This is a genomic window from Hydrococcus rivularis NIES-593, from assembly GCF_001904635.1.
In the GTDB taxonomy this organism is placed as follows: Bacteria; Cyanobacteriota; Cyanobacteriia; order Cyanobacteriales; family Microcystaceae; genus Hydrococcus; species Hydrococcus rivularis.
Window position 1 is genome coordinate 196,120 of the sequence record NZ_MRCB01000002.1, and the last position, 23,650, is coordinate 219,769.

The 23,650-nt window shown below is 45.0% G+C and carries 19 protein-coding genes; 11 read left to right on the plus strand and 8 right to left on the minus strand.

Going from position 1 to position 23,650, the window contains the following annotated elements; all coding sequences use genetic code 11:
• The first annotated feature begins 147 nt into the window (after window positions 1-147).
• Complete coding sequence (locus tag NIES593_RS03270) at window positions 148-984, plus strand: tetratricopeptide repeat protein (RefSeq protein WP_073598218.1); 837 nt, start codon at window positions 148-150, stop codon at window positions 982-984.
• On the opposite strand, the gene sipA is transcribed toward NIES593_RS03270, so the two are convergent.
• From sipA to NIES593_RS03295, 5 genes are all read right to left on the minus strand, one after another.
• Window positions 981-1,250: a regulatory protein SipA gene (gene sipA / locus NIES593_RS03275; protein WP_073598219.1), complete on the minus strand. Its 270-nt coding sequence runs from the start codon at window positions 1,248-1,250 to the stop codon at window positions 981-983. The two genes, NIES593_RS03270 and sipA, sit on opposite strands and share 4 nt — an antisense overlap.
• A gap of 120 nt (window positions 1,251-1,370) precedes the next feature.
• Window positions 1,371-2,375, minus strand: coding sequence for a sirohydrochlorin chelatase (locus NIES593_RS03280; protein WP_073598345.1), 1,005 nt, complete (start codon window positions 2,373-2,375; stop codon window positions 1,371-1,373).
• A gap of 221 nt (window positions 2,376-2,596) precedes the next feature.
• Complete coding sequence (locus tag NIES593_RS03285) at window positions 2,597-2,908, minus strand: hypothetical protein (RefSeq protein ID WP_073598220.1); 312 nt, start codon at window positions 2,906-2,908, stop codon at window positions 2,597-2,599.
• Between the two features lie 545 nt (window positions 2,909-3,453).
• Window positions 3,454-5,760, minus strand: a complete 2,307-nt coding sequence (gene glgB, locus NIES593_RS03290) for a 1,4-alpha-glucan branching enzyme (RefSeq protein WP_073598221.1) — start codon at window positions 5,758-5,760, stop codon at window positions 3,454-3,456.
• A gap of 126 nt (window positions 5,761-5,886) precedes the next feature.
• Complete coding sequence (locus tag NIES593_RS03295) at window positions 5,887-6,186, minus strand: hypothetical protein (protein ID WP_073598222.1); 300 nt, start codon at window positions 6,184-6,186, stop codon at window positions 5,887-5,889.
• A gap of 204 nt (window positions 6,187-6,390) precedes the next feature.
• Between NIES593_RS03295 and NIES593_RS03300 the strand changes: the two genes are divergently transcribed.
• The 3 genes from NIES593_RS03300 (at window position 6,391) to msrB (ending at window position 9,213) form a co-directional block, all read left to right on the plus strand.
• Window positions 6,391-8,034, plus strand: coding sequence for an alpha-keto acid decarboxylase family protein (locus NIES593_RS03300; RefSeq protein ID WP_073598346.1), 1,644 nt, complete (start codon window positions 6,391-6,393; stop codon window positions 8,032-8,034).
• 179 nt (window positions 8,035-8,213) lie between these two features.
• Window positions 8,214-8,636 carry a VOC family protein gene (locus tag NIES593_RS03305; protein ID WP_073598223.1) on the plus strand — a complete coding sequence of 141 codons (423 nt, stop codon included), beginning with the start codon at window positions 8,214-8,216 and terminating at the stop codon, window positions 8,634-8,636.
• 73 nt (window positions 8,637-8,709) lie between these two features.
• On the plus strand, window positions 8,710-9,213 hold the full coding sequence (msrB, locus tag NIES593_RS03310) for a peptide-methionine (R)-S-oxide reductase MsrB (protein ID WP_073598224.1): 504 nt from the start codon (window positions 8,710-8,712) through the stop codon (window positions 9,211-9,213).
• A gap of 199 nt (window positions 9,214-9,412) precedes the next feature.
• Here msrB and NIES593_RS03315 read toward each other — a convergent pair whose 3' ends face one another.
• On the minus strand, window positions 9,413-11,839 hold the full coding sequence (locus NIES593_RS03315; protein WP_073598225.1) for a glycoside hydrolase family 31 protein: 2,427 nt from the start codon (window positions 11,837-11,839) through the stop codon (window positions 9,413-9,415).
• Window positions 11,840-11,893: 54 nt separating this feature from the next.
• Between NIES593_RS03315 and NIES593_RS03320 the strand changes: the two genes are divergently transcribed.
• The gene (locus tag NIES593_RS03320) at window positions 11,894-12,721 is read left to right on the plus strand and encodes a class I SAM-dependent DNA methyltransferase (protein WP_073598226.1); all 828 of its coding nucleotides are present in this window, start codon (window positions 11,894-11,896) and stop codon (window positions 12,719-12,721) included.
• A 169-nt stretch (window positions 12,722-12,890) separates the two neighbouring features.
• Window positions 12,891-13,280, plus strand: a complete 390-nt coding sequence (locus tag NIES593_RS03325; protein WP_139253611.1) for a hypothetical protein — start codon at window positions 12,891-12,893, stop codon at window positions 13,278-13,280.
• A gap of 79 nt (window positions 13,281-13,359) precedes the next feature.
• Here NIES593_RS03325 and NIES593_RS03330 read toward each other — a convergent pair whose 3' ends face one another.
• The gene (locus NIES593_RS03330; protein ID WP_073598228.1) at window positions 13,360-15,579 is read right to left on the minus strand and encodes a serine/threonine-protein kinase; all 2,220 of its coding nucleotides are present in this window, start codon (window positions 15,577-15,579) and stop codon (window positions 13,360-13,362) included.
• 450 nt (window positions 15,580-16,029) lie between these two features.
• Between NIES593_RS03330 and NIES593_RS03335 the strand changes: the two genes are divergently transcribed.
• From NIES593_RS03335 to NIES593_RS03350, 4 genes are all read left to right on the plus strand, one after another.
• Entirely contained in the window at window positions 16,030-16,860 is an 831-nt protein-coding gene (locus NIES593_RS03335; protein WP_175561019.1) for a 2OG-Fe(II) oxygenase, read from the plus strand.
• Window positions 16,861-16,906: 46 nt separating this feature from the next.
• Window positions 16,907-18,316, plus strand: coding sequence for a hypothetical protein (locus tag NIES593_RS03340; protein WP_073598229.1), 1,410 nt, complete (start codon window positions 16,907-16,909; stop codon window positions 18,314-18,316).
• A gap of 127 nt (window positions 18,317-18,443) precedes the next feature.
• Window positions 18,444-19,406: a glycosyltransferase family 2 protein gene (locus tag NIES593_RS03345; RefSeq protein WP_073598230.1), complete on the plus strand. Its 963-nt coding sequence runs from the start codon at window positions 18,444-18,446 to the stop codon at window positions 19,404-19,406.
• Between the two features lie 10 nt (window positions 19,407-19,416).
• On the plus strand, window positions 19,417-20,331 hold the full coding sequence (locus NIES593_RS03350) for a sulfotransferase domain-containing protein (RefSeq protein ID WP_175561020.1): 915 nt from the start codon (window positions 19,417-19,419) through the stop codon (window positions 20,329-20,331).
• A 46-nt stretch (window positions 20,332-20,377) separates the two neighbouring features.
• Here the strand turns inward: NIES593_RS03350 and NIES593_RS03355 are convergent, their stop codons facing one another.
• Window positions 20,378-22,498, minus strand: a complete 2,121-nt coding sequence (locus NIES593_RS03355; RefSeq protein WP_073598231.1) for a cadherin-like domain-containing protein — start codon at window positions 22,496-22,498, stop codon at window positions 20,378-20,380.
• 400 nt (window positions 22,499-22,898) lie between these two features.
• Here NIES593_RS03355 and NIES593_RS03360 point away from each other — a divergent pair, with 400 nt between their 5' ends.
• Window positions 22,899-23,618 (plus strand): sugar transferase, encoded by a 720-nt coding sequence (locus tag NIES593_RS03360; protein ID WP_139253612.1) that lies wholly within the window; start codon window positions 22,899-22,901, stop codon window positions 23,616-23,618.
• Window positions 23,619-23,650: the final 32 nt, after the last annotated feature.

A 23,650-nucleotide genomic window follows, 5' to 3' on the forward strand; every position in this document is an offset into this window, starting at 1 on the left:
CTATAAGATCGATTATCTTAGAATCGCTATAGCCCCAAACCAGAATAGATGGCTGTCTGCTCATTGTACTCAATAACGAGCAATGAAAAAGATAAATCAGCAAATTTCACTAAACTAACTCCTATTTTCAAGATAAGCTCAAAAAACATGAAAATTTCTCAACCAAAGCGAACTCGCTGGGTATACATCGGCGTCATCTTGATGTTACTAGCTTTAATTTCGTTTTCAATCCTGCCTCTTGTCAGCAGCATCGCTCAAGAAGCGCGTGTTTTGAATGGTTCGTCTTCAGAATCCACTCAAGCCGAAAAAGCCTTAGAAACGAGGGCTTTAGGCTATCAGTTGGTATTGGAACGCGAGCCAGACAATCAAAATGCACTAGAAGGACTCCTGGAAGTGAGACTTCAACAAGGCGATCTCAAAAAAGCGATCGAGCCGATAGAAAAATTAGCTCAGCTCAATCCTCAACAGACAGATTACACGATCTTGCTCGCTCAGGCAAAACAGCAGGTCGGCGATTATGAAGGAGCCATTGCTGCTTATCGCACTATTTTAGCCTCTCAGCCTACAGACATCCAGGCTTTAAAAGGAATGACCGAACTCTTGCTGGCACAAAATCGCGGAGGGGAAGCCGTTTCTCTGGTACAAAAAACTCTAGTTGAGGCAATTAAAGATAAAGCAGCTAAAACTGATTCTGTCGAAGCTGTTAATGTTACTTCGCTTCAGTTACTATTGGGAGAAATCTATATTGAGCAGGAGCGCTATTCTGAGGCACTTGCTGTTTACGAGCAAGCAATAAAATCAAATGGGGAAGACTTCCGTCCCTTGTTAGCTAAGGCGTTAATCTTACAAAAACAAGGCAAGAACGCAGAAGCCGAACCGATCTTTGACAGAGCAGTTGCTTTGGCTCCCGTCCAGTACAAAGATCGAATTAAAAAGATGGCTCTAGGAGCATCGGATTGGGAGAAAAAAGCACGGGCAAATTAAAAGTCTTTTCTATTTTCTCCCGATGAACTCGGCGGAGTGGCATCGTCCGATACAACCTCGATATACTGATTCTCCATCAAGAAAGCTCCTCGCGCAAAACGAACGCCCCAATAGCCTCCCGGACGACGATCTATAACAGTGCCTTCTTCTCCGATTTCCAAGATATCGGAGGGACGTAGCATCGGCATCGGTTCTGCCGTCTTTAGATAAGGCGGTCGAGCAATCAATCGAACTTTACTGCCAACAGTAATGTCTTTCTCTGTCATGAGTTCTTAGTCATTGGTCATTTGTTCTTATATTAATTACTGTACGGGCGGGTTGAGATTATTGCTACGCAAAGAACTCGATCGCGCCGATCATTAAACCCGCCCGTACTAATAACCGAACTAAGGAGCTTGCCAAATTTTGTTGTGATATTGTTCTAGATTGGCATAGGGATCGGGAGCAGGGCTATCATGGTGGTGATGATGGTGATGGTGGTCGTGTCCGTGACTATGGCTGTGGTTGAGCGCTGCTAGGCGAAACTTACACATTTCGCAGTTCATTTGCACTTGTCCCAGTTGGGTTTCAATTTCTCGTTCTCTGAGTAGTCGCAGCAGTTGGGGCTGAATTCCCATTTCTGGCAAGCACGCGATCGCAATGTCGGGATATTTTTCTTGCTGTTGGTTGGCAATATCAAAAATCTTTTTTACCAATGCCCCAGTAAACAAAAAATAGGGTAGCACGATAATTCGCTTCGGCTGGTATAGGCGAGCGCGGCGAAAACCCTCTTCTAAGCGGGGATGGGTAATCCCGATAAAACATGTTTCTACCGTTTGATAGCCGCTGCCTTCCCAGAGAACTCGCGCCATTTTATAAACATCCCCGTTGGCATCGGGATCGCTAGAACCTCGTCCTACAAACAGCAAAACCGTTTCCGAACGAGGAATATTTCTAGGGTTGCGTTCTGGTTCGTCTAGGAGCGCTAAACGCTTTCGCCACAGTTCTAAAATATTGGGAGTAATGCCAAAATGACGACCGTAGTAAAACTTAAGTTGGGGATGGCGCTGTCGTGCCCGATCTAATTCATTGGTAACGTCAAACTTATTGTGACGCGCTGCAAATAAGAGAATCGGAAGGGCTGAAAGTTCTGTAAATCCCTTCTCTATACAAAGATCGACTCCTTGTTGAATTGTTGGTTCGGTCAGCTCTAAGAAACAGGGTACTACAGGACGCGAGGGATCTAAATTTTGATAAGCTGCCACAAAATCCAGAAATGCTTGTCTTCCTTGCGGATCTCTCGTCCCGTGACCGATCGCGAGTAATGGACGAGCGATCGGTAAGGCTGGTAATTGAAGAGAAAAAGTATCTGAGTCAATCTGTGCCGTTGATGAATGAGAAGTTTCTAACAAATTTAATCCTTTTCCCGTGCGACGCAGGAAGTAGAGTGGACAAAGGAGCAGATGGGCATTCTGGCTTATAGAAATCAAAAAAACGCAGTTTTATTCAATTTCTAATCACAGTTGCGGCACAGCGCCAGGATCGCACTGGACTTTCCCCATACTACCCCAGACTCGTTCATAATACCCGATCGCGTCTTGGCTTGAAATGCAGGGGAGGGGGAATTTGCCCATCAATTATCCATAACTTTTTTGAGTTGAGCTATCCACATATCCGGTGGATTCGAGTAGTAATCAATTTTCTCAACCCGATAGCGAAAAGAATCGGTTCCATTCGACAAAATCAACTCGTCGTCACGTTCGATTCCTTTCCCAGATCCTGTCATATAGCCCTCATTTTCTCCATCGATGGATTCAAAAATATAGTCTTCTCCCCAAACATATTTCGTGTAATTATAGGTTTTTGGCTTGCGCTTCGCTTCCTGAGAAAATATTTTAATTTTTGGTTTACCAATAAAACGAGCGACAATAGGATTTTCTTGCATCGTCACAACTCTTTAACTATGAGAAAACCTTGGCATGGCAAAGAAGAGTCGATCGCTCGTCAGAAAAATCGAACTGTAAACAATTAGTCACTCGATACGCGATCGCCCTGCTCTTAGTTTTCCCTTTTTTCTTTGGAATTGCATAACCAATGATAGAGATCGAGGAAATTTATCATGCAAGGTTTGGTTATTCCAACCCTAGCGGGAGTTGCTCAAAGTGTCATATGCAAAAAAGCGCCAATAGCCAGCAAAACGTCTCTAAATCTCAGAAAAAGTTGGGAAAGCTACCGCTTTCATAGTTATATTAAATCCGGTTAGACAACCACAAAAAAGGAGTGCGACCAACAAAAGTCGCGAGCTTCCAATTCGTACTAGGTTATGGATAATCCAACGGATTTGATATTACCGGGCAACGACTACGGATTCCGTATCTTTAGTGGAATTCTGGCATGACAAGTAATACCAATTTTCATGTTTTTGCGATCGACTATCTGTGTCATTAATGAATGAAAAATGGTATAAGTGCCTAAGTCCTATCGCTCTAACTACTCGCCTCGAACTTGCTTCATCGCCTCTGCTGTCTTAGCGCGATCTAGCTTGAGCACCAAAACCGCTAAAGGCGGCAAACACAAATCCAGAGAATAGGGAAAATTATGAAACGCCCATTCATCCGTCCATTTACCGCCTAGATTGCCCATATTGCTCCCGCCGTACTTGCGAGCATCGCTATTAAATAGTTCGGTGTAGAATCCCGGTTCGGGAACGCCAATGCGGTAGTGACTGTGGGGTTGTGGCGTAAAATTACAAACCGTCACGACAAACTCGGTCGGATTTTTGGCGCGACGAATAAAGGAAACAACGCTATGGCGATTGTCGCTACAATCGATCCACTGAAACCCTTCTTGTTCGAAATCGCGAGTGTAGAGCGCGGGTTCGCTCTTGTACAGGGCATTGAGGTCGGCAAAAAACTGTTTCAGCTTTTGATGGGGTTCGTATTGCAAAAGATTCCATTCGAGATCGCCCCAAACATTCCACTCGCTCCACTGACCGAATTCCATGCTCATGAACATGGTCTTTTTGCCGGGGTGGGCGAACATATAGGCAAACAAACAACGAACGTTAGCATATTTTTGCCATTCGTCTCCCGGCATTTTGCCTATCATATTACTTTTGCCGTGGACGATTTCATCGTGGGACAACGCCAGCATGAAATTTTCGCTGTGGTGATACCACATGCTGAAGGTGATATTGTTCTGATGGAACTGGCGGAACCAGGGATCCATGCTGAAGTAATCGAGCATATCGTGCATCCAGCCCATGTTCCACTTAAGATTGAAACCCAATCCCCCCATGTAGGCAGGCCAAGACACCATTGCCCATGCAGTTGACTCTTCTGCGATGGAAAGTATGCCTGGGAAGTATTGAAAGAGAACGGTATTTACCTGACGCAGGAATTCGACAGCTTCGAGATTTTCTCTACCCCCATATTCGTTGGGAAGCCATTCTCCGTCTTTACGGCAATAATCGAGATAGAGCATGGAAGCAACTGCATCAACTCGAATGCCGTCGATGTGATATTTGTCAAACCAGAAAAGAGCGTTGGCAACTAGGAAGTTGCGAACTTCGTTGCGACCATAGTTAAAGACTAAAGTTCCCCATTCTTTATGTTCTCCTTTGCGAGGATCGGCGTGTTCGTAAAGGTGAGTGCCGTCAAAGAATGCTAAGCCGTGTCCGTCTTTAGGAAAGTGTCCGGGTACCCAGTCTACAATCACCCCAATACCGTTTTCATGGCACTTATCGACGAAATACATAAAGTCTTCCGGATTGCCGTAACGGGAGGTAGGAGCATAATACCCAGTTACTTGATAGCCCCAGGAACCGTCGAAAGGATGCTCGGCGATCGGCAATAATTCTATATGGGTATATCCCATCTCTTTGACATAGGGAATCAGCTTGTGGGCTAGTTCGTAGTAAGTGAGGAACCGCGCTTCCGTGTTCCATTCCGATACTGGTACGGGTTCTCCCTTTCCACGAAGCAAGTGGGGTTTTTCGCTAGCACAAGCGTGCATCCAGGATCCTAAATGGACTTCATAGACGGAAATGGGTTGGGTGAGGGGATCGCTATGGCGGCGTTTTTCCATCCACTCGTCGTCGTTCCATTGGTAGGTGCTCAAATCAGTGACGATAGAAGCAGTTTTCGGTCTGACTTCTTGCTGGAAACCGTAGGGATCGGATTTTTCGTAGATATGTCCCTCCCAGTTTTTGACTTCGTATTTATAATTCGCACCAGCACCAATTCCAGGAATAAACAGTTCCCAAACACTGTTATTGTGTTTTCGCATTTGGTGAAGCCTGCCATCCCAGTTGTTGAAGTCGCCTAAGACGGACACGTTGCGAGCGTTGGGCGCCCAGAGAGCAAAATAAACGCCTTTGACTCCATCGATTTCGGTCAAATGAGCACCTAATTTTTCGTAAATGCGATGGTGATTTCCTTCCGCGAACAAGTGTAGGTCGTAATCGGTCAATTTCGGCGAATGAAAAGCATAGGGGTCGTAAATTACCCGTTCGCGTTCTCCTTCTTGAATCCGCAACTGATAGTTTTTTAGTTCTGGGAGTTCGATCGCGCATTCAAAGAAGTGAGGATGATGCACGGCTTGCATGGGATATTCTTGGCGTTCTATCGGACAAATAACCCATGCTGCTTGCGCTTTGGGTAAATAAGCTCTCACTACCCATTGTTTCGTTTTACCGTTATTGTTCTCTAAGGGATGGCATCCCAATATTTCAAAAGGATCGTGATGCAGGTTGTTGACTATTTGACTGACCTGTTCGGGGGAAATCGTTGTTGACATTAAACTACTAATCTCTTCTTTACAAACGGGAGTTTAAAAGCGGTTTGACTTTGTCTTCGTCTTTAATTGTTAATTTTTTCTACAAATTGTAAATGACACTAGGCGTTTTGTGTCAACTTGATTTTTTCAAAAGGGAAAGAGGATTGTAAAAAACTTGCGGATGTTGAGCAGAAAGATTAACTGCTGTATTTGCGAGCTGAGTTGAGGAGGATAGGAACTTTTGGCTATTTGTGCCTCTAATTGGGCATATTCAGTAGCCGATAAAGGTTGACCGTCAAGAGGCGATCGCGCTTCGATAATTATCTCCGTGCGCAATACTTCCTCTGGAATATCCTCTGGCGGCGGCAGCGCCACACTTGCTTGCATTCCTGTCGAAGCTAATCCTAAGCTAACGCCGATTCCGAAGGAAAGTAATTTTCGATACATCTATTATCGCGATTTTTGTCTCAGCTTCTAGCCGCGATTTTAATTATAAAGAAGATCGGTAAAATCTAGCTATTTCGGGTTTGACTCGCTGATGAAAAGTTACCTGGTTCGCGTTTGCGATCGCAAATAGACTTGCTCGGCGATCGAATTTGCATTTCCAGTAAAAACTTTCACAATAAATACAACAGCGAAATGAAATGCGATATGAACCCTTCAATTAGCATTGGCAATTATTTAATCGAAAAACTTCTTGAATGCGGCGTTCGTCACGCTTTTGGAGTTCCCGGCGATTTCGTCTTGGGGTTTGACAAACTGCTCGAAGAGAGTGCGATCGAGTTTATCAACACCTGCGACGAGCAAGGAGCGGGGTTTGCCGCCGATGCCTATGCTCGCTTGCGGGGATTGGGAGTGGTTTGCATTACCTATTGCGTGGGAGGATTGAAAGTCACCAATACGACTGCTCAAGCTTTTGCCGAGAAATCTCCGGTTGTTGTCATTAGCGGAGCACCTGGAAAGAACGAACGGATTAGAAATCCCCTGTTGCACCACAAGGTGCGCGAGTTCGATACGCAATACAAAGTTTTTCAAGAACTCACTATCGCTTCTACCGTTTTAGATAATCCTAACATCGCTTTCCAGGAGATCGATCGCGTAATTGCTGCGGCTTTGAAATACAAACGCCCAGTCTATATCGAATTGCCTCGCGATATGGTATTCGTGACTGGAAATCCTAACTACCAAGCCGTCAAACAGCCAGAAGCAAGCAATGCCGAGGTTCTCAACGAAGCCCTCAATGAGGCAGTGACATTAATAAATCATGCTCGGCAACCCGTAATTCTTGCTGGCGTCGAAATGAATCGGTTTGGACTTCAGGAAGAACTGCTGCAATTGGTAGAAAAAACAAATATGCCCATCGCACAAACCCTGCTCGGCAAATCGGTCATTAGCGAGTTACATCCCAACTATATCGGTTTGTACCAAGGGGCGATGGGACAGGAATACACTCGCGAATATGTCGAGTCTAGCGATTGCTTAATTATGCTGGGGACGTTTCTATCGGATATCAATTTGGGAATCTTTACTGCCGATCTCAATCCGAAACATTCTATCTACGTTACTAGCGAAAAAACTTCGATTCGTTGGCACAACTACGAAGAAATTCGCCTGCAAGATTTTGTCCGAGGTTTACTGGCAGCCGACATTCGTCGTCGAGAATCTATAGCGACAAATCCTCTCAAAATTCCTGCCAACTTTTCTCCGATTACTGGTCAACAGATAACCATCGATCGCTTGTTTGGGCGATTAAACTCATTTATCGATAAAAATACGATCGCGATCGCAGATGTGGGCGATGCTTTATTTGCTGGCTTAGAATTGTTTATCCATGACAAATCTCGGTTTGTCTCGCCAGCTTATTATGCTTCAGTGGGATTTGCCGTTCCTGCTAGCATCGGCGCTCAATTTGCCAATCCCAACCTTCGTCCTTTAGTTTTGGTAGGAGACGGTGCGTTCCAAATGACGGGTATAGAGTTGTCTACCGTGGTTCGTTACGGTCTCAATCCAATCGTTATCGTTCTCAACAATAAAGGTTACGCAACCGAGCGTCCGATGCGCGATGGTGCTTTTAATGATATATTAAATTGGCGATATAGCCGCGTTACAGAATTACTGGGTGCGGGTTTGGGGTTTGAAGTTAATACCGAAGATGAATTGGAAGCCGCACTGATGCAAAGTCAGGCTCATTGTGAGAGTTTTTGCATTCTCGACGTACATTTAGACCCCCAAGATACTTCGCCCGCTCTCAAGCGATTATCTAGCGCCTTGGGCGAACGCATTGGATCTCAATAACCTGTATTCGGAATCAATCAATACTCACTAAAGAATTATCTCCCGTTAAAATATTCCTGAAATAGGAGGCGCGATCGCGCTTCGTTTCACTAAAAAGCTAGTTGCTATGATGGAAAAAGATAGATTTTGCATCATAACTAACTTCAGCTAAGCCAGCGCTGAAGTTTTGACTTTCACCGATGACCGATATTGGACTAACCCACATCGCTTTGTCTGTAAGTAATGTAGAACGCAGCCTCGCTTTCTACTCAAAGTATGCTGGCATGAGTGTTGTCCACCGTCGTATCGATCGAACCGACACAACATCGACTGAAGTCGTCTGGATTTCAGATCGGACAAGACCTTTTGTTGTCGTTCTCATCCAAATGCCAAAGGTAGATCCCATCCTATCTCCGATCGCCCATTTAGGAGTAGGTTGCCGGAGTCGAGAAGAGGTCGATCGCCTTTGCAGCCAGGCAAGAGCCGAAGGTATCCTATTAGAAGGACCGTGCGATTCGGGGTATCCGGTTGGATATTGGGCTTTCTTGAGCGATCCCGACGGACATACGCTCGAACTCTCTTATGGTCAGGAGGTTGCCCTTACGGTAGCAATGGTGGGTTAGTCGAGTCAACGGTACACCGCCGTGAGACGGAGGAGCCTGCTTGCACTTCATTAATGTTAATTAATGTTAATTTATGAAGAGACGGAATTTTTTCCAGGCTAGCGCTGCAATCGTCGGTGCTGCCTGGTTATGGCGTTATCTACCTTGGAGATCGAGTCTTATGGCAGCTTCAAAAAACAATGAATTCGAGATTACTAAAACAGAAGCACAATGGCGCGAAATTCTAACCCCAGAACAGTTTCAAGTGTTGCGCAAACACGGAACCGAACGCGCTGGTACTAGCCCTCTCGACAAACAATATGCGCCGGGGACATACGTCTGTGCTGGGTGCGGATTGCCTTTATTTTCATCCGAAACCAAGTACGATAGCGGAACTGGATGGCCTAGCTTCTATGCCCCTCTTGAAAATGCGATCGCTACCTCGGTAGATAGATCCCTTTTTATGGTTAGAACTGAGGTTCACTGCCGTCGCTGTGGCGGACACCTCGGTCACGTGTTTAACGACGGTCCAGCACCAACTGGGCAGCGGTATTGTATGAATGGAGTGGCACTCAAGTTTATTCCAGAGCAATCTTGATCTGCTCGATCGGGATAAAAAGAGATAGGAGAGCGAGAAATTTGGGAGATTTTGGCGGAAAAAGAATTATTTGTAGCAGGAATTTCTAAAAACGATATTGGTAGTTAGTTGTTTGTCTTCTTCCTTGTCCTTGTCTCCCGATCTCCTCACCTACCAATCTCTTTATTTTCTTTCAACGCGTCCAACCTCTAAACAGTCTCTACGTCGTTATGACGACAGACCATTTAGCCGCCTGAGGCACATTTTTCAGAGTCATTTCTAATCGATTTCCTACCCATTGACGAGACGCGATCGCAACGCCTTGAGCCTCAACTCGATAGACTTTTTTCAGTCCGATCCAGCGAATCTGAAAGTCTCGTTCCGAAGACATTTCTCTGTAACTGCCTCGAACTCGATCGCAACTCAAGCGATGATACTCTCCCTCGGAGTCTAACCTAAAAAGGCGCTGGCTGCCTCCCTTACTGCGGTAGTCTAAGCTTTCCCCATCGTCTTCATAGAAATCTAACTCTCCAGACGCGCCTACATAAACCTCTAAAATCAGGAGATTAGGAGGCGCATTGCCAACACGAAGCGCAACGGGTTGAAGCGGCAGAATCGACCCGGATTTAACAAAGACTGGCACGCGATCGATGGGAACAAAAAGATTTAAATGTTGACAACCCGAATAGGGCGTTTCCGTTTCCCGCTCCCGCCAATTGCCTGCCGGAAGATAAACAGAGCGATTACCCCCAGATTCGACCACTGGCGCGACTAGAATGAAATCCCCTAGCATATATTGCGTTAGTGCTTGGTAAGCTTCTTCATCCTTTGGATAGTTCAAGTAGAGGGGGCGGCACAAAGGAAGACCTTTTTGGTAGGCGATATAGCTGAGGTGGTAGAAGTAAGGAAGGAATTGAACGTGGTTGTGAAAGGCTCGACGGATAGCTTCGAGAACCTTGCGTCCGTAAGCCCAAGGCTCTCGCCGCCCGTGGTCTGAATGCAATCGCACTATCGGAGTCCAGCAGCCAAATTGTACCCAGCGCACGAACAATTCTGGGTCGATGTAGGGTACGCCTAAAATCTGATTGAAAAATCCGCCTAAATCGTGCGACCAGTAAGCCACTCCTACATTACCCGATCGCGCGGTAAACTCGACGAGAAACTGAAGCACTTCCCAGTGGGAATAAGTATCGGCAGAAAACTGAATGGGATAGCGATGAGAACCGATGCCGCCAGTGCGAGAGAGGATTAAAGCGCGGCGATCGCGCTGACTTTCTAGGTGAGTATAGTAAACGTGGTTCGTCCACAGTTGAGCGTTAACGCCCGCATGGGTGGCATTGGAGCCATCAATCCACCAAAAATCGATGCCATCTTCCTCGCGCGGACGATGAAGCTGCTCCATAAACGGGCGAGCTTCTGACTGTCGAGCAAGATTGAACAAAAGCCAGCCTTCCTCTAATTCGTCTTCCGTAGGTTTGTAAGAGCCGATGCCATCAACATGCCATGGCTCAAAAATCCAGTCAGCCGTGGGATTTTCGATCGCAAAGACGCGCCCTGCCTTAACGGCTTCTGGATCGAGTCCTCGCGATCGACAGAGATCCGAGAAATGGCTGTCGGATGGCGGCAAGCCTTCGAGATGAACGTTAGCGCCGACGTGCAGTCCGAGTTGATGCACCCATTGCAGGAACTGACGGGGATTGGGTAACAAGTCTTGATTCCAATCCCAACCGCACCAGCCCCAAAGATGCCAATCTACATCGAGAATCAGTACGTCTAGGGGAAGATTTAATTCTTCAAATTGCCTTAGCAGTTGGCGATAATCTTCTTCGCTCAGCTCGTCGTAGAGAGAGAACCAGATGCCAAATGCCCAGCGCGGCAGCATGGGAATTCGCCCGCACAATTGCACGAAATCCGCTAAAGCGCGACTGTAATCGAGTCCGTAGGCGAAAAAATACCAATCTTGATTGTTAAAGCGATCGCGATCGCTTATCCATCCATCAACGATTGGAGCGCTGGCAGAGTCGTTGAGAACGCTGTATCCGCTGCGGCTGAGCAATCCGGGCGGGAAATGATGCCATTGTTGGAGATGTTCTTGGTCTTGGGGAGTTAAGTCTGACTGGCGAAAGCGCTCCAAATACCACAGGGGCGGCTCTTCAAAGTGGGTTGTCTCTCCTCGCTCTCGCAGATGCCGATGAATCGATTTGAGAGGCGTGTAGAGCCACTGTTGGGCATGGGAATAGCTCAATCCCACCGAAGCTGGATGAACGCCCTTGGGAAGCCAATTGCGATGGATGAGATCGAGGCTGGTAAAAGTGCCGCCTAAGTTCTGGAAATCAATGGTCGAAGGATGCCAAGTGCCGCAGCGATCGCCGCACTGCCAAGTAATCTTTAAATTAACATCACTAAAAGGTACAGAATTGGGTTGATAGGTAATATGAATCAGTTCGGTTTTCAGGTGTAAAATTCCTTCCGAATCGGTGGAAATTTCCTGAAAAGGGATCGGTTCGGATCGAGCGATCGCTTGAACGGTGGGGCGATTTTCAAATTTTCCTTCAGCTGACCATTCCAAGCGAACTAACCCTTGGCTCAAAGCACTAAAACGCGCCGTTCCACAAATCACGCAATTCCCCTCTTTCTGATAGTCCACGCCGATTGCTCCGCTAAAATTATTCTTTATATCTCCTTTTCTATTATTCCTTGTATGTCAAAAGATTCTGCGAATAATTCACAAGAAAAGCAAGCCGAACAAATTATTTCTACTTGGGATTCTCTTGCCCTTGCTTACGATCGCTTGCTCGAAAAACACTCAATTTTTTCTGTCATGGCAAGTCGTCTCATCGAGTTAGCCAATGCAACTTCTTGCGAGTCGGTAATGGATCTCGCTGGCGGATCTGGACTTCTTTCTAAAATGCTGCTGAGTGCTTCGGCAAAAACAAAAATTTATTTTGTAGAACCCGCTCCTCAAATGATGACATTAGCAAAACAGCAATTAGATCCTGCCAAAACGATTTTCTATCAAGCTAAAGCGACAGAGATAGATAAATTTGACTTAAAGGTGGATGCGATTTTAAGTAATGCTGCTATGCATTTAGTCGATCTAGAAAAGGTTTTCAAATCTGTATCGACTGTATTAGAAGCAGGAGGAATATTTATTTTCAATTTGTGGTGGCATGCCTTTGAAGAAACCGCTCAAGAGGGAAAATCTCTCGATTGGCGACCCGTATTAGAAAAAGTTCTCAAAGAATATAATGAAGAGATTCCTAAGTGGTCTAACTCGAAATCAAAAAAGCCATATAGTCGAGAAATGTTGAGAGAATTAGCAACGCGATCGCGCCTTAAACTAGAACGAGTCATTCTCGATCGCGATCCAATTGACCGCAATTTTTTCATCGATTTTATGAGTATGTATCCTGACTTGCCGAAAGCAGGTTTGGGAGATAAGCGCTCTCAAATCATTCAAAGAGCCAAAGAAATTTGCACGGGAAAGGCAATTGTCACGACAGTCCGGTTTCTTTTTCGTAAGACATAAGAAAGACTCCACTGAAGTGACTGGCGGACTTCCCTCCTGGTTTGTGTACTTTCTGTAAAGTTTTCTAGCAAGGGACAAAAAATTCCGAGATATTACTTAGATGTCTTTATACATCTAGTAGGCATACTAGCTATAGAAGGAAATTATGGATTGCTCGAAGGGTTGGAAAATGGCTGCAATGCAAGGGATCAATGCCGAAAAATCATTAGAGGAGTTTATCGAAAAAGATTTACCGCTTCTAGTTAAGCCGCATTGCAATGATACAATTAAAATTCTTACCAATGCCATTGAAAGTTATCATATTTCTTTCAAAGATGTTCTTGCAAGAAATCCTGTTTTTTTAGAGTGGGTCAAACAAAGAATTTACCTTTACTTCGCAAGCCATATCAAAAACTTAGACCCCACTAATAATGAAGAATTTTATGCCTGTTACGGAGCTATTGCCTTGCAATACCAAAGAGAATATATTTATTCTTTTACCGAGGTTCAATTACAAAATCTTATGAATAACTTAGACGATTTGAAAGGCATTCATTCGACAACTGCCAAGGTAAAATAAAAAGTTTTAGGCGTGTTTTTTAAGATTTTTAAAATCAAAATACCTTAGCAATTCTAGAATTTACTATATTTCTGAAGTTTTAGTTTTCAGTATTTTCTATTCCCTCATTTTCTCTTTCTTCATTGTTTTCGTTCTCTTGTTGCTCCTGAAGTTTTTGCTGTTCGGATCGCAATAAAGATTGAGCTTGTGCTTTTCCTTCTTGCGCTTGTCGATAATCGGGTTGGTAGCGCAAAGCGCGATCGTAGGCACGAATTGCCTCATCATATCGCTTGAGTAGAAGTAGGGCATTGCCTTGGCTATTCCAGGCTTGATAGTAGTCTTTTTCGATCGCAATGGTTTGCTTGTAGGCAGCGATCGCCCCTTCGTAATTGCCTAAGTTATATAAAACATTGCCTTTGTTATACCATGCTTGGTAATCGCTCGGTCGCAAGCGAATGACAGTATCGTAAGCTGAAATAGCTTCTTCATAACGCTTGAGTTGATGTAACATCCAGCCTTTTTGATACCAAGCTTGAGCATAATTCGATTTAACTTGAGTGGCTTGAGAATAAGCTGCGATCGCCTCTTCGTTGCGTCCCAATTTACTTAAAGCAATTCCTTGACTGTACCAGGCTTGATGCAGTTTGGGTTGAAACTGTACTGCTTTTGCATATGCCTCAACCGCCTTTTCATATTCTTCTAAATTCATCAACACATTGCCTTTCTGATACCAAGCCGATGATAAGTCCGGCTTAATGTCTACTGCCTTATCGTAGGATTTTATCGCTTTTTCATACTCTCGTAAATTTTGCCACGCCCAACCTTGTTGATACCAAGCCCATGAATTTTCGGGTTGCATTTTTAGCAGGCGATCGTAGGATTCTATCGCTTCTGAATATTGATTTAACTCCATTTGGACTTGAGCGAGTCCCAGCCAAGCTTCTGCTACATTATCTTTAATTTTAATAACCTTTTTATAAGTCTCAATCGCTTCTTGATTTTTTCCTAATTTATCGAGTACTTGAGCGCGACCTAAGCGAGGTTGCCAACGATTGGGCTGAATTTGAATCGCTTTTTCGTAAGCAATCAGAGATTCTTTATAGCGTTTTTGAGCTTGAAAAACATCGCCTTTTCCTTGCCAAGCTTCTCCATATTCTGGGCGAATTTTTAAAGCTTGTTCATAGGCAGCTAAAGCGCGATCGTAATCTTTCAGTTCATACAATATATTGCCTTGCCGATATAAATCTGTGGCATTATTGGCAGCGAGAAAATGATTAATGCCAACAAAGATGGCTGCCCCTACTCCCACAATTCCCATAGAAATCGTTCCTTTGGCTAACCATCCCCTTATTCTTGTTAAGTCAATTTGAAAATTAGAGAAAGATTTATTGTTGCCAACAACCAGTGTTTTTCCTCCAACAGTTTTATTACTAGAAACAGCAATCGTTTTCCCGCCAATGGTTTTGCTATTAGAAATCCTCAATTTTCTAACCGCTTCCAATGCTTCTGTTGCCGAGGCATAGCGATCGCGAAAATCATAGCGAACCATCCTATCTAAAACATAAGTCAATCCAGGATTAACTTTAATTAAACTGTGCCAGTTAATTTCTCCTGTCTGGGAATTGCTAGGAATTTGTTCGGGCGAGCAACCTGTCAGCGCTTGGATTCCAATAATTCCCACTGCATAGACATCGCTACTCAATTTAGGAGAACCCATCGCTTGCTCGCTAGGAAAATAGCCGGGAGTTCCAATCGCAACTGTATAATTTTTTCCGCTCGCTTGTACCATTTGAGTAGTAATTTGCTTGACCGCACCAAAATCAATTAAAACTAATTTTCCATCCTCTTTGCGTCGGATAAGATTATAAGGATTGACATCGCGATGGATAACATTTTGTTGGTGAACGAAAGCTAAAATTTCTAAAATTTCATATAAGAGATCGATGACGCTCTCTTCGCTTATTCTCTGCTTGGAATGTAATTCTCGATCGAGATTTTCTCCTTCAATATATTCCTGAACCAGATAAAATTCTTGATTTTCTTCAAAATAAGCAAATAACTGGGGAATTTGGGGATGGGTGCCGAGTTTATATAAAATTTGCGCTTCCGTGTCGAATAAACGTCTGGCAACTTGTAACGAATCGGGGTCGGTTGCTGAAGGTTGCAACTGCTTGACGACGCACTTGGGTTGACCGGGTAAATATAAATCCTCCGCTAAGAGAGTCCTACCAAATCCTCCTTGTCCTAGCTGAGAAAGAATTTGGTAACGTCCGCTTAATTTTTGACCGGGTGCTAGGTTTGTAGAGCGAAAACTGTTCATATATCCTTTACATTCCCCACAGAGCGATCGATCCGATCGTAGCTTTTCGTCTCTAAAATTCGGGAGAGATGCTAGATTTTCCGAAAATTGATACGACGTTCACAATCTTTAACTGGTAGGGATTTATATTACCATTACCAGAAAAGAAGTCATCGCCAAACATGTCGCTACAGCAAAGGGATGCTTGGTTGTTATGCCGATTATTTCGCGCACGGTTGATATTTTAGTGCTAGCTGGTATTTCGTCCGTTGCCATTTTAAGATTTAATCGATCGATTAGCTTTTTGTCAGCGAAAGTGTAGAACGGATAGGCATGTGTAATCCCTACCTTTAATTTTGCTTGTTTTTATCTTTACGAGAAATAAACAGTCTTCGCGCTATTATCTTCAGAACCACTCTGTTCATCAGCAAACTCGGACATTTGAGTAACGCTAGAAAATCGGAGAATTTTATGCAATCTACCTCGATGTTCTGTCTAAATCCAGACTATTTAGATGATTTAGCCACTAAATATCGGGAAGTTTACGCGCAAGCTCAGCCCTTTCCCCATGTCATTATCGATCGATTTCTTCCTGAAACCGTTTTGAACGGGATTCTTAACGAGTTTCCCAAACCAGGGGCAATTCAGTGGAAAAAATTTGAGAACGTTGCCGAAAAAAAACTTGCCTCTACTTCCGAGCTACAAATGGGAGAAATTACCCGTTTGCTCCTGTATCAATTGAATTCTTCAACCTTTGTCAGTTTTTTGGAAAAACTCACGGGAATTGAAGGACTTATTCCCGATCCCCACTTTGTTGGCGGAGGCCTTCACCAAATTGAAAAAGGCGGTTACTTGAAGATCCATGCAGACTTTAATCGCCACGAGCGATTGCTTTTGGATCGTCGCTTAAATCTCCTGCTCTATCTCAATAAAGACTGGCAAGAGGAATATGGCGGACACTTAGAGTTGTGGGATCCCGAGATGATTGGATGCCAGAAAAAAATTCTGCCAGTTTTTAATCGCTGCGTCATCTTCAATACAACCGATTTTTCCTATCACGGACATCCCGAACCGTTAAATTGTCCTGAAGGAAGAACGAGAAAATCTTTGGCACTCTATTATTACAGTAACGGACGACCTGCCGAAGAAGTCTCTGGGCAGCATTCAACCTTATTTCAAGCCAGACCAGAAGAAGATTTAACCAAAAAATCTTCTTCTTCCTCCTCGGTAAAAGCGTTTCTGAAAAAGCTAGTTCCTCCCATCATCCTTGAAGCCAAGCGATCCTTAAGCAATAATAAATGATTTAAGTCAAACTAAAAGTTAGTTTATTGTTTTACCGGGCAAGCCGATGTCTCCTCAAGCCCAATTAGTAATGATCCTTTGGTTGCCGATCGTTCTGTTTTTTTTCGTCCGTTTTCCACCTCGGACGGCAATTATAGTCAGTTTTATCGGCGGCTTGCTCTTTTTACCCCAAAAAGCCGGTTTTAAATTGCCGCTCATTCCCGATTATCAGGGAGCGCTAGCAACTTGCTATGCTATCTTGCTGGGAATTTTTTTGTTTGATTTCGGGCGCTTACGAACCTTTAAGCCAGCCTGGGTCGATTTGCCAATGCTACTATGGTGTATTTGCCCGGCTTTTTCATCGCTGTTAAATGGTTTGGGTGCTTACGATGCCGTTAACGAAACCCTGGGGCGTTCGGCAGCTTGGGGATTGCCCTATTTCATCGGTCGTCTCTATTTGGGCAATTTGGCTGGATTGAAGGAGTTGGCTATCAACATCGTTAAAGGCGGACTCCTTTATGTGCCGCTGTGCCTGTATGAAATTCGCATGAGTCCCCAGCTCCACAATACGATCTATGGCTACTACGCTCATGGTTCGGGAGTTGCTCAAGCTATACGCCAAGGGGGATGGAGGCCCATGGTGTTCATGGAGCACGGACTCGTCGTCGCTCTGTGGATGATGACAGTAACCTTGATAGCAATTTGGTTGTGGAAAGCCGAACAGCCGAAGACTATCTGGGAGATTCCATTACACTATGCGGTAATTGCATTCATTGCGACGTTTGTTTTGCTCAAATCGTCAGGAGCTTTGTTATTCCTTATGTTCGGAATGACGGTGCTGTTTGTTGCTAAATGGGGTCGCACGAACTTGCCACTGTTGTTTTTGATTGTGGGAATCTGTTTTTACCTCTATCTGGCAGTTAGCGGAAGCTTTGATGGAGACAGGATCGTCTCTTTGGCATCCCAACTCTTTAGCTCAGAACGCGCTCAGTCTTTGCAATTCAGATTTGATAACGAAGAACTTTTGAGAGCGAAGGCGATGGAAAAAATGGTTTTCGGCTGGGGAGGATGGGGTCGCAGTCGGGTTCTGGAGGAGAACTGGGAAGGAGACATGGTAGATATATCCGTTACGGATAGTTTATGGATTATTGCTTTTGGGGTGAACGGACTGGTCGGCTTGGTGAGTTTAACCGCTTCGATGCTCGTCCCAGTTATCTGTTTTGGCTGGTTTGGCTATCCGGTAAAAACTTGGTTTAATCCCAAAGTCGCCCCCGCCGCAGCCTTGGGAGTCTCTTTAGTTTTATATATGGTAAATTGTCTGATTAATGGTCATTTTCTGCCGATATATCCGATGATTAGCGGAGGACTATCGGGATTGGCATTGAGTAAAAAAGATAAGTCCGTGGCATCGGGCAGCCGTGCGAGCTATCGCCATCGCACGCTCAAAACGAAGCGTTCTCTAGCTCGACTAAGATAGTTTTAGGAAGGAAGTCTTTTTACTACAAGCGTGTTAAATTTAAAATCAATGCGATTAAAATAGTCTATTTCAAGCGATTCTCAACAATTTTATCTCAAATCTATTCTCTCAAATCTAGAGTACCTTGATGCGTCTTGCCATAATTATCATTAACTATCGTACTCCCAAGCTAGTCATCGACTGTTTGACTTCTCTCCAAACTGAAATTGAAGTCGGTCGTGATGCAGTGGCGATTGTTGATAACGCCTCGGCTGACGACTCGATCGCGCAAATCGAAGGGGCTATTGCCGAAAACGGCTGGAGTCAATGGGTAAAAGTAATCGCCTCTCCAGTGAATGGGGGATTTTCCGCCGGAAATAATTTGGGCATCGCAGCCTTGACAGCCGATGCTTATCTGTTATTGAATAGCGATACGATCGTGCGACCGGGCGCGATCGCCAAGCTTCTGAGTGCCAAAGATAACCATCCAGAAGCCGGCATTATCGGTCCTCGCCTGGAATGGCTCGACGGTACGCCCCAAAGAAGTTGCTTTCGCTATCATTCCCCAATCGGCGAATTGATCGATGCAGCGGCAACCGGACCGATTACCAAGCTGCTCAAAAAGTATGAGGTTTCCCTTCCCGTCGCCGACGCTCCCATCGAACCCGACTGGATCAGTTTTGCCTGCGCGTTAATTCGGCGCGAGGTTATCGAACGGGTTGGGTTGATGGATGAAGGATATTTTATGTATTTCGACGATACCGACTACTGCCGGCGAGTTAGGAGGGCAGGATGGAAAATTCTTCACTACCCCTATGCTCGGGTCGTTCATTTGCGCGGGGGAAGTAGCCCTGTCAAATCGGCAATCGCAACTCGCAAGCGTCCTCCAGCCTACTTGTATGCTTCGCGATCGCGATACTACAGAAAATTTTATGGCGCGCCCGGATTGTGGCTGGCTAACCTATTTTGGCTAGCCGGTCGCAGCGTTTCGCTGGTTCGCGAATTGGTAGGCAACAGACAGTCCCATATCAGCGAACGAACAGCTAGAGATATTTGGACGAACTGGCGCAACCCTCTGCAATCTTCATTCCTTTGTGTTAAGAAAAGTTAAATAGAAACCAATGAGCGGTAATAACTTGAGCAAGCCTCCTGACTTTATGATTATAGGTGCGATGAAGTGTGCAACTAGCACGCTTCACGAACAACTAGCCATACAACCGGGCATTTTTATGACCGAGTTGAAAGAACCCAATTTTTTCAGCGACGACGACCAGTATGCTAAGGGCATAGAATGGTATTTATCCCATTTCGAGTCAGCCCCAGTAGGCGCTCTTCGAGGGGAATCGAGTACTCACTACACCAAGCTACCAACCTATCCCAAAACTATCGAACGCATCAAGCAACATCGACCGGATGTCAAGCTGATTTATGTGATGCGCCACCCCATCGATCGCTTGGTATCTCAGTATATTCACGAGTGGACTCAACGGGTAATTTCCGTCGATATTAATCGAGCGATCGCAAAACATCCAGAACTCATCGAGTACAGCCGATACAGCAGACAACTCGAACCCTATTTTGAAGCTTTTGGTCGAGAGCGAGTCCTACCCGTATTTTTCGAGCGAGCGATTAAATTTCCCCAGCAAGAACTCGATCGGGTTTGTCAGTTTATCGGTTACGCGGGTCAACCCGTTTGGGACACCCAATTGAGCGCTCAGAACGTTTCTGTCGAACGCATGCGCAAGAGTAATTGGCGGGATTTTCTAGTCGAAGCGCCTCTGTTGAGCGATTTGCGAAAGCAGTTCGTGCCTAAAAACTTTCGCAATTGGGCAAAAAGTTTATGGACGATGAAAAAGAAGCCAGAACTGCAACCCGAACAAATAGAACGACTGAAAGCTATTTTTGATGAAGATTTGACCGTGCTGGGGTCTTGGTTGGGACTAGAGCTGTCTTGCGATAACTTTAAAGCCGTAGCGCAAGCAAGTCCTCCCAATTGGGTTAACATCGCTAGCGCGAAATCTTCTCCCAAGGTTTAGAGCGCAGAACATGTAGGGGCAGTTCTCGACCCCCTACTTTTGAGCTTTATGTTGGCGAGGATGCTGCATCGATTAAAGATATCAAGGCATCGTATTTGGGAGACCCCGGTTGATTGACATGTTCTAGCGCTCCAAAAGTATTGAATTTGTTGGGAAGAGAGATATCGCTAAAGTGGGCTATTAAACCACCGCCTAACTCGTTCCATTTATCGTAATACTGTCGGTAGATTTCTCCTATTCGAGGATCTTGGTTGGCCTTAGCAAACAGGTTGGTAATCGCTGCATTATTTTCGACCCCTTGTATGCCTACGAGACTCTGACCGCTTTCAGCGCCGAGCAACTCTAACCCTTCTCGCTTTGCTAAAGCTGAGTAAGCTGCTATCCGATCGTAGGCTTGTTTGAGCGATCCTCCTTCATATCCGTTGCTGAGGACACCTCCTTGGGTAATTTCATCAAACAGCTTATTGAGTCCGCCATCTGAATCTTTCGTCCAACTTTCGACTTCACTGGCATTCTTACGAGTGCCCAGTTCGTATCCAATATAGGGAGCGATCGCGATCGCATCGACACCGTATTCCTTATTGGTTTGAGGATTGGATGCCCAGGCATATTCAAGAACTCTTTCAGCGGTTGCTATGTTGGCAGATTGCGCTCCAATTACGCCAACGACACGGTCTGGATTATCCGCAAACACCCGCTCCCAAATTCCGAACACTTCAGTGGAACGTTTGCCGTACCAGTCCAATCTCAGATTGAAGTCGTTCTCGCCAGAATTTGGAAATTCCTGTTTTGCCTGCTCTAGGGCATATTGATGTTGAGCAAAGTCGGGATTCCAAACTTCATTGGAAAGTTCCACGTAAACTTTGCGTCCCGGTTCGAGATTGTTTTCGACATACTGGGCAAAGTTGGCGATATACTCGTCGCTTGCCATGTGCGGCATGGTAAACCACGGATCGCTATCAATTCGGTTAGCCAGCTCGACCATTGTTTCGACTGGCACGCCCTTGATATCATATTTTGCATTGTCTGGCGTTGGGCGATCGCTCCACTCCTTTTGCTCGGAATTATTGGTGTCCATCCAGTCCATAAAGCGCAATGCGGCAAAGGGCTGGGTTTTTTCTAGAAAGGCTGGGTTAAAAGGTTCAGTTTGATAGGTATTTTCGGCATTGGCGGGAATCACCCGAATGTTACGGATATAATTGCCATTGTTATTGGGATCGGTAGCAGTGATTCTCAGAAAAATACCGCTTTGAGAAGGGGTGACATTAATCACGTCTCTGCCCGGAGTGGAAGCAGCTTCATCTTTTTTGGCATCAAAGCCGTATTCGAGACTTCCTTCTCCATCATAAAGTACGACGTACTGTCCGCCGGGATAGAGATACTCTCCTTGGTTTCTAAAGAGTATGGTACCGACAGAATCGTATTGAGGTGCTGCTTCCGGTGCTGGTAGCGATCTAACCCAACCGTTTTCATCGAGATCTAAGAGCTTCGATTCCCCAGTATCAAAAGTTCGATCGTTCTGAGTTACCCAAGCTTTAGCAGATTTGAAAGCATTAATAAAGGGCTGTTGGGTCGAATAATAGGCAATCCCGCTCAAATTGGTGCCTATCTGTAGGGAGCCTGACTGGGCAGGGGCAACAGAAACAGTTACTGTCGCAGCATCTCGTCCCCCGCTACCGTCATCGACAGTGTATTGAAAACTGGCATCGCCAGTAAAACCCGCTGTAGGCGTGAAGACAACATTTCCCTCATTATCCAAAGCAACCTCGCCGTTAGTGGGATTAGTTACCTCCGCTATTTTCAAAGAGTCGCCATTGGGATCGCTGTCATTTTTCAATAAATCTGTAGCCGGAATCGTTACTGGAGTATCGGGAAGGGTCGTACTCTGGTCGTCGTTGGCTGTAGGAGCGCTATCGCTTGGCGGAGTGGAAGTGTTCTCGGAACTTCCATCAGTTGCCTGATCGTTTGCCTCATTCTGCTCGCCTGAAGCTGTTTGTGCATTTGCCGTTTCTATCTCAGAAGTCTCTTTAGACGGCAAGTCTCTTAGCAGTCCGTCATCGGATACTTCACCAGCAAGGGGAACTATGCCGCTTTCTGACAAGTCACCTTCAAGAGTTCGACTCGGAATTTTTCTGCGAGTCAGAGAGTCAAATTTAGTTTCTGCCATTAGTAATTCGCAAACAAAAGGTTGTTACGGTTTCCTAGTGAAAATTTGTCGTCGCTATTATAGCCTTTTTCTGTAAATTTTCCTTGTATTTTTGCTTTTTAAAAGACAAGATTTAAGAATACACGCCTAGCTCCGGCGCTTGCACCGGGCTTTGTCCGTCCTTGCTTACTAACTTCAAAAGAAACAATACCTTACCAGAAAATCGAGATTTTTTGTAGTTTTTTGTTATCAACCATACAATAAAAAAAATTTATTCAACAAACAAAGCTAGCAACATCTTTTACGCGAGCAAGGCAAAATCTGGCTTCTCTGTATACACTGTGTATACGCGATCGCGAACATTATTCCTATATCTTCATTGATATAAGTAAGGTGTTAAGGAGTGTTAAAACGCTGAAAAATGGTTTCTTACCCTAAAGTCTCCGAAATTTCAGAGATTGACGCTCAATTACTCAAGTATTTATCCCAAGAGGGGCTTGTTGGTGACAGTTGGGATTTTTATTCCGGTTTGGTACATCCCTCAGTCACAAGTAAAGTGAAGCGCTTAATCGATATTGTAGGGGCAATAGCAGGCTTGGTACTGACCGCGGGGATCGCGATCGCGGTTGCGATCGCCATGGCAGTTTTCGACCCAGGTCCGCTACTATATAGTCAGATCCGTTGCGGTTTGAACGGAAAACCTTTCCAAATTTGGAAGTTTCGCTCGATGGTAGTCGGTGCTGACCAAATGAAACATCTTGTCGAAAATGAAGCTAGCGGACACATCTTCAAAAATGAAAATGACCCGCGCATCACCAAAGTTGGGAGATTTCTGCGCCGCACCAGTTTGGACGAGTTTCCGCAGTTTTGGAACGTGTTGATGGGAGACATGAGTCTTGTCGGTACGCGACCGCCAACGCTAGATGAAGTTAAGCACTACGAAAATCACCATTGGGAGCGTTTAAAAGTCAAACCGGGAATTACTGGGGAGTGGCAAGTCAAAGGCAGATCCAACATCAAAGATTTCGAATCGATCGTCGAAATGGATCTTCACTACCAACGTCAATGGTCGATCCTGTATGACATCAGTTTAATTGTCAAAACGATTGCGGTAGTCTTCAACAAGCGTGGCGCTTGCTGAGGAGAAACCCTTGTCAATTTCACGCTCTAAAC

Bases quoted from the DNA above. Each gene is read 5' to 3' on its own strand.
- NIES593_RS03270 (WP_073598218.1), top strand. From the start codon at position 148: ATGAAAATTTCTCAACCAAAGCGAACTCGCTGGGTATACATCGGCGTC.
- sipA (WP_073598219.1), bottom strand. From the start codon at position 1,250: ATGACAGAGAAAGACATTACTGTTGGCAGTAAAGTTCGATTGATTGCT.
- NIES593_RS03285 (WP_073598220.1), bottom strand. From the start codon at position 2,908: ATGCAAGAAAATCCTATTGTCGCTCGTTTTATTGGTAAACCAAAAATT.
- glgB (WP_073598221.1), bottom strand. From the start codon at position 5,760: ATGTCAACAACGATTTCCCCCGAACAGGTCAGTCAAATAGTCAACAAC.
- NIES593_RS03295 (WP_073598222.1), bottom strand. From the start codon at position 6,186: ATGTATCGAAAATTACTTTCCTTCGGAATCGGCGTTAGCTTAGGATTA.
- NIES593_RS03300 (WP_073598346.1), top strand. From the start codon at position 6,391: ATGAACCCTTCAATTAGCATTGGCAATTATTTAATCGAAAAACTTCTT.
- NIES593_RS03305 (WP_073598223.1), top strand. From the start codon at position 8,214: ATGACCGATATTGGACTAACCCACATCGCTTTGTCTGTAAGTAATGTA.
- msrB (WP_073598224.1), top strand. From the start codon at position 8,710: ATGAAGAGACGGAATTTTTTCCAGGCTAGCGCTGCAATCGTCGGTGCT.
- NIES593_RS03320 (WP_073598226.1), top strand. From the start codon at position 11,894: ATGTCAAAAGATTCTGCGAATAATTCACAAGAAAAGCAAGCCGAACAA.
- NIES593_RS03325 (WP_139253611.1), top strand. From the start codon at position 12,891: ATGGCTGCAATGCAAGGGATCAATGCCGAAAAATCATTAGAGGAGTTT.
- NIES593_RS03330 (WP_073598228.1), bottom strand. From the start codon at position 15,579: ATGAACAGTTTTCGCTCTACAAACCTAGCACCCGGTCAAAAATTAAGC.
- NIES593_RS03335 (WP_175561019.1), top strand. From the start codon at position 16,030: ATGCAATCTACCTCGATGTTCTGTCTAAATCCAGACTATTTAGATGAT.
- NIES593_RS03340 (WP_073598229.1), top strand. From the start codon at position 16,907: ATGTCTCCTCAAGCCCAATTAGTAATGATCCTTTGGTTGCCGATCGTT.
- NIES593_RS03345 (WP_073598230.1), top strand. From the start codon at position 18,444: ATGCGTCTTGCCATAATTATCATTAACTATCGTACTCCCAAGCTAGTC.
- NIES593_RS03350 (WP_175561020.1), top strand. From the start codon at position 19,417: ATGAGCGGTAATAACTTGAGCAAGCCTCCTGACTTTATGATTATAGGT.
- NIES593_RS03355 (WP_073598231.1), bottom strand. From the start codon at position 22,498: ATGGCAGAAACTAAATTTGACTCTCTGACTCGCAGAAAAATTCCGAGT.
- NIES593_RS03360 (WP_139253612.1), top strand. From the start codon at position 22,899: ATGGTTTCTTACCCTAAAGTCTCCGAAATTTCAGAGATTGACGCTCAA.